The sequence below is a fragment of the Gracilibacillus massiliensis genome (genome assembly GCF_001458115.1).
In the GTDB taxonomy this organism is placed as follows: Bacteria; Bacillota; Bacilli; order Bacillales; family Amphibacillaceae; genus Gracilibacillus; species Gracilibacillus massiliensis.
Map to the genome: position 1 here is coordinate 1,097,710 of NZ_CZRP01000013.1, position 12,332 is coordinate 1,110,041.

Consider the following 12,332-nt stretch of genomic DNA (forward strand, 5'->3'; position numbering starts at 1 on the left):
AACATGACAACAATTTTAAGTTCCAATTTAGGTTATCCACGAATCGGTGAAAAAAGAGAATGGAAAAGAGCAATTGAGGCTTTTTGGCAGGGTGACATTACCGATAAAACACTGAAAGATCAAACACAAAAATTACGGTTAGAAAATCTAAAGAAACAAAAAGACCAAGGGATAGAGCTAATTCCGGTTGGGGATTTCTCCTTTTACGATCATATCTTAGATACAGCGGTTGCCTTTAACATTATTCCTAAAAGGTTTCAACATCATAATCCTAGCGAGTTATCTACTTATTTTGCAATTGCCCGCGGGGAAAAGGATGCTGTAGCAGCTGAAATGACAAAATGGTTTAATACCAATTATCACTATATTGTGCCAGAATTAACTGATGTTTCACCTCGACTTGTAGAAAATCGTGCACTTTATTATTATCAAGAAGCAAAAGAAGAGTTAAATATCGATGGAAAACCAGTAATTGTTGGACCGGTGACCTTTGTAAAGCTTGCAAAAGGATATCAAGAGAATGAACTAGAGACTTGGATCGACCAGTTATTACCATTATATGAGCAAGTTCTAACTGAATTAGCAGAGGCTGGCGCACGTTGGGTTCAAATTGACGAACCTATTCTAGGCACCAACCTTTCCGAAAAAGAATTGCAACTTGTTGAAAAAGTATATCAAAGACTAGATAATAACGTATCTGGAATTCAACTTATTTTACAAACGTATTTCGAAACGGTACAGCATTATCAGCGGATTGTAAAGTTACCTGTTCATGGAATCGGTTTAGATTTTGTACATGGCGATAACTTAGCGCTTATTCAGAAATATGGATTTCCTGCTGATAAAGTATTGGGTGCGGGTATTATTAATGGACGTAATGTTTGGCGAGCGAACCTGGAGGATAAATATCAGCTATTAGAAGCGATTCAGGAAGCAGCGAATCCACAAACATTGATCATTCAAGGATCTTGTTCTTTATTACATGTGCCCGTGACCAAACAATTAGAAGAAAAGCTCGACACTGTGGTAAAAGACGGACTTAGCTTCGCCGACGAAAAGTTAGTTGAAATTTCTGTGTTAACTTCCGCTATAAAAGGAGGGAAACAATCTGTAGCATCTGCATTTGAGGCTAGCGAAAACGCGATAAATCGATTAGATCAATCGGATTATCGTAACCAATCGGTGGAAGTTACCACAGAAAATGTGAAACGTAATGTTCCTTTTGAAGTAAGAAAAAAACAACAGCAAGCAGATTTAAATTTACCTTTATTACCTACTACAACGATTGGCAGTCTACCTCAAACTGCGGAAGTGAAAAGAACACGTACTAAATGGCGTAAAGGCGAATTAACAGACGAGCAATATAATCAATTTGTTCAAGCGGAAACTAGAAAATGGATTCAAATCCAAGAAGATTTAGATTTAGATGTTCTGGTTCACGGCGAATTTGAACGAACAGATATGGTAGAGTATTTTGGAGAGAAATTAAAAGGATTTGCAGTTACAGAATTTGGATGGGTGCAATCCTATGGTTCCAGATGTGTTAAACCGCCATTGTTAGCAGGAAATGTGGAATGGGAAAACCCAATCACAGTTAAAGAAATAGCCTATGCCCAATCGCTCACAGAAAAACCGGTAAAAGGTATGTTGACAGGGCCTGTGACGATTTTGAATTGGTCGTTTGTTCATGAAGAACTTCCACGTTTTACCGTGCAAGATCAAATCGGCTTAGCGCTTGAAAAAGAGGTATTAGCTTTAGAAGAAGCTGGTGTGAAAATCATCCAAGTAGATGAACCGGCGTTACGAGAAGGGTTACCATTGGATAAACTAAAGTGGCCAGCCTATTTTGATGCAGCTGTTCGTGCGTTTGGTTTAGCTACTGCAACAGTGAAGCCTGAAACACAAATCCACACCCATATGTGTTATTCAGAATTTGGCGAAATATATGAAGCTATTGATGGATTAGATGCGGATGTAATCTCGATTGAAACATCCCGTAGTCACGGGGAAATGGTCGAAACATTTGAAGTCAATAATTATCAAAAAGATATTGGCTTAGGTGTTTATGATATTCATAGTCCACGCGTACCTAGTGTTGCTGAATTGGAAGCCAACATTAAGCGTGCTCTTGAAACAATTGAGGTAGAACAATTTTGGATCAACCCTGATTGTGGTCTTAAAACGAGAAAAGAAGCGGAAACCATTGCAGCCCTTGAAAAAATGGTCGAAGCCGCCAAGCTGACACGAGAAAAATATGTATCTATTAAACAGAATTAACATTTTTCAGCTGTAGATATGATCAAAAAAGCTGCTATCAACCTCAGTTGATAGCAGCTTTTTCTTATACTGTTTTTCTGTTTCGGATATACAACACAAATCCAAGTGTGATGATCACTAGACCTACTAATAAGTAATTAAACATGGAAGTTGCCGTTTCTGGTAATTCATTGTTCTCTACAGATGCATTTTCTTCTTTATCATTATTAGGTCCAGACTCTTCTTGATCTTGATTATTTTCTTCGTCTGTACCTAGTTCTTCATCTTTTGTGGAATCATCTCCTGTGTTGCCGTTTCCTCCGTCATCTGTCTCAGAGCCGTTATTGGTGTCATCTCCACCTTCGTTACCTTCACCAGGATCCTCTTCTTCACTAGCTTCCATTACAGTAAAAGTAGAGAAGTGAGCAGTAGTTGCAGATACCACACCATCTTGATAGGTTCCACCGATTTCTTCCCATTCTCCTGTTTCAGGATTCAAATAGAAGATTTTAAGCAGATCAGTGTTTTCAACTTCTTCCTCTGTAACAGAAAACGTTAGCTGCACACCTTCCGCATGCGAAAAATCAGTAACTAGATTTCCACCTTCATTTATGGAAAAGTTATATACAGCACTTTTTGAGCCCTTAACTGCAGGGAGCTTTTCAATAATAATGGATGTATCTTGCTCACCACTAAAGATAGATGACGGAAAATCTAGGGTGACACCTTTCTTTTTAATGGTTAATGTCGCATTTTTTTCTTTCAATGTTGCGATTTGATTGGATGTTAAAGAAATCTCAACTGGCTTATTTTCATTAATATCTTCTAATCCTTCTAAGTCAATAGTAACATTTCCATCCATATCTACATTAGTAAAAATACTATCATCAATTTCTACTTTGTTAACTGAAACGTTTGGCACAATAGAAATCCGATCTTCTGAACCATAGATTAATGGATTATTTTCGGTTGTTTCTAAAGACATGATATAGTTCTCAAGAGCTTCTACATCAACTGGCCCTTCTTCTCGTTCCGATTCAATCGAAGCAAAAACACCACGAGAAGCTAAATAGTTATTTGTTGTTAATGTGTACGTATCCTTTTTCTTCACTTTTTTACCATTAGGCAATGTTATCGATATGACTTTTTGTGACTTTTGATTATAACGGTAGCTAAACCCTGCGACACTATAATCTGACCCATTTTCTGAAAGTTGAGCATTTAGAATATTTTCTAGTTCTTCCCCGGTCACTTCCATTTTCACCAAAGTATTACCATGGGTAAGAATTTTTTCTAAAGATGATGTAGTAATATTACCTTCTAATAAAGAAGAACCAATTCCTCCACCATTTGTAACAGCAAAATCACTATCCATTTCATATTTCATACTGTCTGTAATTAGGTTACCTAAGCCATGGTCCTTTCCATTTGTATAAGTACCAATTAGATTTTGTCCATTGTAACCAATGACGTCTCCATCCTCTTCTACATCTGGGACCTCGTCTGTTTGAGCAATCCGACCTTCTGAACCAATTACAAGGGGATTATCCTCTGTTGTTTCTAAATGCTTAATATAATCAACCGCTGCATCTACATCTACTGGTCCCATTGTTTCATTTGTTCCTAAATTACTAATCGGACCATCTTGTGTGCCAATATAGTTATTTGTTGCTAAGGTATAGGTTGCTTCTGGATCAATTGGTGTCCCATCTGGAAATGTAACATCTACCACATGCTGATAATCGTAATTATACGTGTAATGCAAGCCAGACACACTATAATCAGATCCATAGCTTGATAAATTATCATTCAGGATAGGAATTAAATCTTCCCCTTTAATATCCACTGACATCACCGTATTGGCAAAAGGTAGAATATTAAACACTTCACCCCATGTAATTGGACCTTCGTTTAAGATATCACGGATGCCACCACCATTATGCATCGCAAAGTCCGCATCCATTGCCCACCTCATACCGTCTGTAATTAAATTACCTAAACCATGATCACCATCGTTTGTATATTGTCCTTCTAACTGTTGAGCATTGTAGCCAATTACTTCATTAACAATGTCCTCAATTTCTACAGCATATTTATCAAGAATTCCTTTCACTGCTGGATCTGGCTGATAATCCGCTTGGTTAACAAAAACAATTTCCGCTTCTACATCATGAATATCCTTTGTTTCACGATCGATTTGAATATCAACGTCTGCAAAAGCTTTACCATATTCTGATGCTTGAATAATCCATTTATTATCTACAACTGCATCGACTTCTTGGTGATTGTGTGCAGCAAAAATGATATCTACTGCATCATCTACATTACGTGCTAAATCTGCTGATGCACCTGTTGCTTCATTTCCAGATTGGGTAGCAGGCATATGTGCTAAGACAACAATCGCTTCGACACCTTGTGCTTGCAAGTCATCTACTGCATCATTTACTGCTGTTACTTCATCTGTAAATGCCACATTTTCTAATGAAGATGGCATTACCATGTTCATTGTATCTTGTGTGTTAACTCCAATAAAACCTACTTCTACTCCATCAACTTCTTGAATGGCGTATGGTGGTAAATATTTCTCACCAGTATCTTCTTGAATACAATTGGCACAGAGTACGTCAAAATTCATGCCTTGATATCCAGTAGTGCCAAGTCCATCTGGATGATCGCCACCGTTTACCATTCGCTTTAATTCATCTAATCCTTCGTCAAATTCATGGTTTCCAACCGTTCCTACATCAAAACCCATTTCATTCATAATTTCTACCGTTGGCTCATCTTGCAACAACGCAGAAACAGGGGAACTTCCACCAATCATATCACCAGCATGGACTAGCAACGTGTTTTCATTTTCCTGTTCTCTTTCTTTAATTGCTTGTGCTGTATAATCCATACGACCATAAACTGCTTCTTCACCAGTTCGATCTAATGTGTATTCCTGATCTATTTTTCCATGAAGATCATTCATACTTAAAAGTTGAAGCTCTAGTATATCTCCAACAGGCTCTTCTGATGCTGCTGTATAACCCTGCGCTTCTGCTTCTTCTGCACTCGCGAAAAATATACGTGCTTCTACAGGTACTTGTTCATATTCTGTTGGCTCCACATATTCATTTGTGTTCGAGTTCCCTACATAACGATGAAAATCTCCGCCTTCAGAGATTGCACGATACTCAAAAGGTAATTCTTTTAATGGATTTTCAGGATTCCAAATACCTAATTCTGCATCGATTGCATCTTTTGTAGCGTTTTGATAAGTTTGATAGTTTTCTTCATCACCGATTGGCCAGATAAAGTAAGAGGTTGCCAATCCTTCTTTCACCATTTGCAAGTTCGTATTGACACCGTCTTTATTGATGACTTCCGCTAACAAGCGGCCATAATCATCGGTTGCTTCTTCACCAATTTTTAAGGTAACTTGATCGCCTTCCTGTAATAATTCTTTTAACCGCTCTGTTGCATATTCCCCATGTTCTTTTTGATTCGCTTCATCGACACCGTTAGAACCTGCTACACTCGTTTCAGGCGTATCAATGTTAATAAAACGAACACGGTCTGCACCTAAAACAGGTGTTTCTAGACGAATGGTATCACCATCTGTAACATAACGAACAGTAGATGTGTATTCACCACTTGCACTCGGTGCTTCAGGCTGTTCTGCTGCTACCGTAAAATCGTTAATAGATCTTGTTAATAACTGATAGCTATTGTACTGGCTAAGAACTGCTGTAATATCATACCATTTTCCTTCTTCTAGTTCAGAAATGTCTAATGTTCCTTCCATCACTCTTAAGGTGGTACTATTAAAATCACTATCTATAAAAGATAGGTTATAACCACCACCAGCAGGACTGGATGGAATATCCTGCAGATAACCATTAACAGAAACCAATTGTCCTTCTAACGGTTCTGCAACAGTTTCATCAGCTAAATCTGATAATTCAATTGGTGTTGCTTCAGGTATTGCTGCACCTTCTTCTAGAATTTCAATATCTGCAGCACTATTTGGAATAATTTCTTTTAGTCCATTGTAAGTATCAAGCTCTCCCGTGATGATAATCCGATCGCCTTCATTTAATTCAGGTAAATCCGATCCATCAAACGCGAAAATATTCATACCTGCTGTCTCATCTTGTATGTAGGTAGATAATTGATCACCGGATGGATCTGCTAAGTTATCAGCCGTTATAATACCTTCGATTGTAACACTTGTTCCATCTGATTGTTGACGTGCTTCTGCAATTGTCTGTTCTTGCGGTGGTTCTTCTTCAATAATATCTCCGTCTGCATATTCAATACTCGTTACACCTTCAATTGCCTCTTGATTTGAGTACTGATCTCTTGTGCCCGTTACAATAACCTTTTTTCCAATTGCTTCTTCATTCAACTCGGGACTAAACATTTCTCGCTGATCGGGTTCTAGCTTTACAATAATAGATGTTGCTTCTTGATTGTTCTCATCAGCCACTTTAATTGCATACTGACCATTGAAAGGTGCTACGATATAACCTTCCATTGTTACCTCTGTACCTTGACTTTCCGATAAAGATTCTTCAACACTTAATATTCCATTATCCTCTTCGACAAATTGGATACTTGTCACATATTCAACTGCTTCTTGATTTGAATACTCGTCCCTTGTTCCCGTTATAATAACCTTTTTCCCAATTGCTTCTTTGTTCAACTCGGGACTAAACATTTCTCGTTGATCTGCCTCTAGTTTTACAATGATAGATGTTGCTTCTTGATTGTTCTCATCAGCCACTCTAATTGCATACTGACTATTGAAAGGTTCGACTATGTATCCTTCCATTGTTACCTCTGTACCCTGACTTTCCGATAAAGCTTCTGATACAGAAACAACTGTTGTCTCTTCTGCTGCTTGCACTTGCATAATCGGCATAAATGCACTTGATAGTTGAGTAAAAACTAGTACTATTGCTAATAATATACTAGCTCTTTTTACACTTTTTTGACGCTTCATTGATTTACCTCCCTGAATTTTAAATTGCTTACCTGTTAATTCTAGCAAGTAGAAATATTAAATGATTAAATGGATAGTAAAGTCTTTGTTAATTTTTGTTAATCTAATCATAAAAACAGTTACAGTATTTTTCTTGTAACTGTCACAAAAATGACGTACAATATTCTTAGTAAATTAATTTAATTAAGTCGACAAATTGTCCCAAAGGAGGAACATAGTATGGATATAAATAAATTGAAGAACAAATTCCAAGATACTTTTCAAACAAAGACACAACCTAGGGCTTTCTTTGCTCCAGGGCGTATTAATTTAATTGGGGAACATACCGATTACAATGGTGGACACGTTTTTCCAGCAGCAATTTCATTCGGAACCTATGCCATTGCCACACCACGTGAAGACAATATAATCCGCTTCTATTCTGAAAATTTTCCCGAAAAAGGGATATTCGAAAGTAATTTAGCTGACCTTACTTATAAAAAAGAGGATGATTGGACCAATTTCCCTAAAGGAATGATTTATTATTTAAAAGAAGAAGGATATGATATTTCATCAGGATTTGATGTGTTATTTTACGGAAATATTCCAAATGGAGCTGGCTTATCCTCGTCTGCGTCCATCGAGCTTGTCTCAGGTGTTTTATTAGAAAATATGTATCAACTCGATATCGATCGTATTCGCCTAGTGCAAATTGGTCAAAAAGTTGAAAATCAATATATTGGTGTGAACAGCGGAATCATGGATCAGTTTGCGATCGGTATGGGAAAACAAGATCACGCCATGTTGTTGGACTGTGATACCTTAAATTACAAATATGCTCCAATTAAATTGGAAAATCATGATATCATTATCATAAACACCAATAAACGAAGAGAATTAGCAGATTCTAAATATAACGAACGACGTAGCCAATGTGAAGCAGCTTTAGCAGACTTACAAACCAAATTAGATATCCGAAGCTTAGGAGAGCTAACGCCAGAACAATTTGAAGAGAATCGTTCTTTAATCAAAGATCCAACGAATCAACAACGGGCAAAACACGCTATCTACGAAAATGCTCGCACCATTGAAGCCCTTCAAAAGCTACAGTCCGGTGATTTAGAACGATTTGGTGAATTGGTCAATCAATCACATGTGTCATTACGTGATGATTATGAGGTTACAGGTATTGAGTTAGACACAATTGCCCAAACAGCATGGCAACAAAAAGGTGTCATCGGTGCACGAATGACAGGTGCTGGATTTGGTGGCTGTGCCATTGCCATTGTAGAAAAGGAAGAAGTAGAAAATGTGAAAACAGCTATCCAACAAGCATACGAAGACAAGATTGGGTACCTCCCAACATTCTATGTAGCAGCAATTGGTGACGGTGCGAAAGAAATTTCAATATAAGGAGGAGTTTAATTATGCGTATTTTAGTATTAGGTGGAGCAGGTTATATTGGTTCACATGCAGTATATCAATTAATCGATCAAGGTAATGAAGTGGTTGTTATCGATAACTTGTTAACAGGACATCAAGAAGCAATTCATCCAGAAGCAACGTTTTATAATGGAGATATTCGCGATATTGAATTTTTACGTGAAGTATTCTCACACGAGCAAATCGATGGTGTGATTCATTTTGCAGCCAATTCATTGGTTGGCGAATCAATGGAAGATCCGCTTAAATATTTTGATAACAATGTTTATGGTACACAGGTACTACTGCAGGCAATGACTGAATTTGATATTAAAAATATTGTCTTTTCTTCTACAGCGGCAACATATGGAGAACCAGAACAAGTACCAATTACCGAAACGATGCCAACACAACCGACCAATACGTACGGTGAAACAAAATTAACGATGGAAAAAATGATGAAATGGACAGAAGCAGCTCATGATATTCGTTATGTCTCGCTTCGTTACTTTAATGTAGCTGGTGCGCGTGGTACCGGTGAAATTGGTGAAGATCATCGCCCGGAAACACACTTAATTCCAATCGTATTACAAGTAGCTTTAAATCAAAGGGAACATATCTCCATCTTTGGTGATGACTATAATACACCAGATGGTACTTGTATTCGTGACTATATCCATGTCGAAGATTTAATTGATGCTCATATTTTAGCACTTAAATATTTAAAAGAGGGTGGCGACAGTAATGTCTTCAACCTTGGAAGCAGTCAAGGATTCTCTGTTAAAGAAATCATTGATGCAGCTCGTCAGGTTACTAAACATGACATTCCTGCAAAAGTAGCGCCTCGTAGAGCTGGAGATCCTAGTACCTTAATTGCGGCATCCGATAAAGCAAAACGCATACTCGGATGGAACCCAACCAGAACAGATATCGATCGAATTATCCAAGATGCATGGAATTGGCATCAAGCGAATCCTAAAGGATACAACGAGGAGGAGTAAACATGGTAGACCATTCATCTTTAGTCAACACCCTTGTAGAAAAGGCAATTGACAAAAAGTTAATCCAGTCCAGTGATCGCATTTATGCGCGCAATCAAATCTTAGGACTTTTAGATATCGCAAATTATCAAGAAGAGGCTGCACGTAATGAGCAAGACATTCCAGATTTATTAGACACTATAGCAGACGATGCCGTCGAAAGAGGACTAATCGAGGATCTGCTCGATGAGCGCGAACAATTAACAGCCAAAATAATGGATGTGTTTATCTCAAAACCTTCCGAAATAAACGAAGCATTTTACAGAAGCTATCAAGATTCACCGGTTAAAGCGACCGATTACTTTTATCAATTAAGTAAAGATAGCAACTATATTCAAACAAAAAGAATTGCCAATAACATTCAGTTTAAAACAGCATCCTCGTATGGTGATTTAGACATTACCATTAACTTATCAAAACCAGAGAAAGATCCGGAACAAATTAAACGCGAAAAAGAAATGAAACAAGATGTCGCTTACCCTAAGTGTCTGCTATGCGCTGAAAATGAAGGATATGTCGGACGTATTGGTCACCCAGCTCGTTCCAATCATCGTATCATTGAGGTGCCATTAGAAGATGAAGAATGGTTTCTACAATATTCACCATATGTTTATTACAATGAGCATAGTATCGTGTTTGCCAAAGAACACCGACCAATGAAAATTAACCGTGATTCTTTTGCTCGATTAACTGCTTTTGTGGAGAAATTTCCACATTACTTTATTGGTTCTAATGCAGACTTGCCAATTGTTGGCGGTAGTATTTTGTCACATGATCATTATCAAGCTGGTCACTATACATTTGCGATGACAAATGCGGAAGAGGAATTCAGTTTTACATTAAATGACTTTGACGATGTAGAAGCAGTTGTGGTCAAGTGGCCACTATCTGTTATTCGTTTGCGTCATTCTAACCGCGACAAACTTGTCGATGCTTCTGAATACATCCTGCAAAAATGGCGTGATTACAGTGATCCCGATGCAGATATTTTTGCTTATTCGGATGACACACCGCACAACACGATCACTCCAATTGCCCGCAAGCGTGGTGATCTATTTGAAATCGATCTAGTATTACGTAATAATCGAACATCAACGGAACATCCGATGGGCATTTTCCATCCACATGACGATGTTCATCATATCAAAAAAGAAAATATTGGTTTAATTGAAGTAATGGGTCTAGCAGTACTTCCTCCTCGTTTAAAAGATGAACTTTCCGTTATTAAGAAATATCTGCTAGGTGAAAAGGTAACGGTTGCAGAATATCATCAGGATTGGGTACAATCAATAAAAGATAAGCATAAAAACATCACAGGACAAAACGCAGACGAAATCGTCGAAAACGAATTAGGAGAAAAATTCGCACGCGTTCTAGAAGATGCTGGTGTGTATAAAACAGATAAAGTTGGACGCCAAGCATTCAAACGTTTTTTAGCAAATCTTAATGAAGGATAAGTAGGAGGAAACGAGTTAATGGAAATAAAAACGGACGTAATAAAAGTAGAAGATCAACAGTGGAAAGAATTCACACTGGTTAATGACAATGGAATGACTGTTTCTATTCTTGATTTCGGTGGCATTATTACGAAAGTCTTAGCACCAGACCGTGATGGAAAACTAGAAAATGTTGTAGTCGGCTTTGAAAATTATCAAGATTACCTCGTTAATCCTGGCTACTTTGGGGCATTAATTGGTCGTGTTGCTGGTCGAATTGAAAATGCCCAATTTGAAATCGATGGTAAGCCTTATACGCTTCCTAAAAATGAAGGAGAACATCATTTACATGGTGGAAATCCAGGTTTCCATAATACCATATGGACAGTTGTTCCTTTTGAAAATAATGAAGAAGTAGGCTTAACGCTTACCCTTGAAAGTAAAGATTTAGAAAATGGATATCCTGGTAATTTAAGAATGACTGTTACGTATACGTTAAATAACGATAATGCCTTTACAATTACCTATGAAGGGGTATCGGATCATAAAACGGTGTTAACAAGTACCAACCACTCATATTTTAACTTAAGCGGTAACTTAAAATCAGATATCCAAGACCATCAAATCACACTAGATAGTAGTAAATTTGTTGAACTTGATGAAGAATTGATTCCTACGGGAAAAATTCTCGATGTCAACAATACCGTATATGATTTCCGTAATGGACGTCCGATGAAAGATGGCGTTACATCTGAGTTCAAGCAAAACTTAGTTGCGAATCATGGCTATGATCATTATTTCATTTTTGATCATAACAAGAAAGAAAGTGCGATCGTTTGTGAAGAAACGAGTGGTAGACAATTAACGGTTATAACAGATCAACCAGGTGTTGTCATGTATACCTCTAACAATCTACCTGAAGGTTTGAAATTGCGTGAGCGTGATTCTGTACAGTATCTAGGCCTATGTTTAGAAACGCAAGGATCACCCGCATCGATTCACCATGATGGCTTTCCATCAATTTGGCTCGATAAAGACGAAAAATATTTTGCCAAAACTACCTTTATTTTTGATACAATAGAGTAGATTGTTTTGTTTAAAAGCGAATAATGGTTATAATATAAAAAGCGCTCTTCACCCTTGAGGAGAGTGCTTTTTTGCGCTACACACCACATATAGTATTATAGCGCTTCAAGTATCACAATATAT

General features: G+C 37.6%; 6 protein-coding genes. 5 read left to right on the forward strand and 1 reads right to left on the reverse strand.

Annotated elements, in window-relative coordinates:
- The first annotated feature begins 3 nt into the window (after positions 1-3).
- On the forward strand, positions 4-2,277 hold the full coding sequence (gene metE, locus BN3107_RS17080) for a 5-methyltetrahydropteroyltriglutamate--homocysteine S-methyltransferase (RefSeq protein ID WP_058308826.1): 2,274 nt from the start codon (positions 4-6) through the stop codon (positions 2,275-2,277).
- A 64-nt stretch (positions 2,278-2,341) separates the two neighbouring features.
- On the opposite strand, the gene BN3107_RS17085 is transcribed toward metE, so the two are convergent.
- A complete protein-coding gene (locus BN3107_RS17085; protein ID WP_231735379.1) occupies positions 2,342-7,246 on the reverse strand; it encodes a 5'-nucleotidase C-terminal domain-containing protein in 4,905 nt (1,634 codons plus the stop codon).
- Positions 7,247-7,465: 219 nt separating this feature from the next.
- Here BN3107_RS17085 and BN3107_RS17090 point away from each other — a divergent pair, with 219 nt between their 5' ends.
- From BN3107_RS17090 to BN3107_RS17105, 4 genes are read left to right on the forward strand one after another with little or no spacing between them, the layout of a single operon-like run.
- A complete protein-coding gene (locus tag BN3107_RS17090) occupies positions 7,466-8,638 on the forward strand; it encodes a galactokinase (RefSeq protein ID WP_058308827.1) in 1,173 nt (390 codons plus the stop codon).
- Between the two features lie 14 nt (positions 8,639-8,652).
- Positions 8,653-9,648: a UDP-glucose 4-epimerase GalE gene (galE, locus tag BN3107_RS17095; protein ID WP_058308828.1), complete on the forward strand. Its 996-nt coding sequence runs from the start codon at positions 8,653-8,655 to the stop codon at positions 9,646-9,648.
- A gap of 2 nt (positions 9,649-9,650) precedes the next feature.
- Entirely contained in the window at positions 9,651-11,144 is a 1,494-nt protein-coding gene (galT, locus tag BN3107_RS17100) for a UDP-glucose--hexose-1-phosphate uridylyltransferase (protein ID WP_058308829.1), read from the forward strand.
- Positions 11,145-11,162: 18 nt separating this feature from the next.
- Positions 11,163-12,209, forward strand: a complete 1,047-nt coding sequence (locus BN3107_RS17105) for an aldose epimerase family protein (RefSeq protein WP_058308830.1) — start codon at positions 11,163-11,165, stop codon at positions 12,207-12,209.
- Positions 12,210-12,332 lie beyond the last annotated feature (123 nt).